Origin of the sequence: Corynebacterium sp. MSK073 (assembly GCF_030232085.1) — a bacterium.
Taxonomy (GTDB): Bacteria; Actinomycetota; Actinomycetes; order Mycobacteriales; family Mycobacteriaceae; genus Corynebacterium.
The window spans coordinates 1-968 of record NZ_JASPIY010000041.1 but is presented as its reverse complement, the minus strand read 5'-3'; the positions used below and the strand labels follow the sequence as shown (position 1 = coordinate 968).

Sequence of the window (968 nt, the reverse complement as noted above, 5' to 3'; positions counted from 1 at the left end):
CATGGCTATACCTTCCATTCTTTATCAGTGAAGGCAAACGCCCCGGCCCCGCGTACATGCGACACAGAGTCCGGCGTGTCCGCCGTGGGCTGTTGGCGGTGCGCACGCGTAGTGTCGATGGCCGTCGACAGTGGTACATCGGTGGGCAAATACGCCTGTGCTGCGGCCTGTTTTAGATCCTTGAGCTCTTGGGCTACTTTGTTGACGCTGGGGACTGCTTTGCGCGATAACAGCTGACCACAGGCTTGTTCGAGTTCGATTCGGGAGTAATCCTTCGATAGGTTCAGTACGCCCAGAACGCTAGAATATGCTTGGGCTTCGACTTTACGAGCGTTAAACATCTGGCCGATGAGCTGTGCTGTCGCGGTCCCAATACTTTTCGCCCAGTCTTCCAAGCGTTGCCGGTTCCACTGGGTGTTTAAGTCCTTATGGTTGTCGGGGACATGCTCATCCAAGGTGGAGTAGCCATAATTAGCAGGGGCAATACGATGTGAAGCAACAATCTCACCGTCGTAGAAGACATCCAGATAGTCATCAAAAAGTTGCACGTCGACGAACTTGCCCGCTAGCTTCCACGGCACTGAATACCAGTGATTGGCGATCCGGATGTGGTAGTTCATTGCGACCTTGGACTTCTTCCACCGCGACCACGACCACCGCCGGTCGGGCAATGGGCGCAGCAGCTGTTGCTCATGGTCTTCAAACAACTGGCGACGAGAGATATCCTGCCCGCGGAAGGGACGGCGATCGTTGATGAAATCGCTTTGGTCCTCGAGGGCCTTATTGAGCATGTCGAAACTGTAGAACTCCTGGTCGTCGAGGTATTCCACGCACCATTGCTGGGCAATATCCACGGCCTTTTCAACATTCGCCTTATACCGCGGCCGGTAGCCTTTCGCCGCAGTAATACCTATCTGATAGAAATCGGCAAATGTAGAATACTCCGCAACCGGGATACGCCCCCGCAG

General features: G+C 54.5%; 1 protein-coding gene. It reads right to left on the bottom strand.

The genetic code is table 11. The features are described 5' to 3' along the window. Window positions 1–5 precede the first annotated feature (5 nt). Window positions 6–968, bottom strand: a 963-nt coding sequence (locus QP970_RS11585) for a Mu transposase domain-containing protein (RefSeq protein ID WP_502870070.1), incomplete at its 5' end; no start/stop codon positions are given.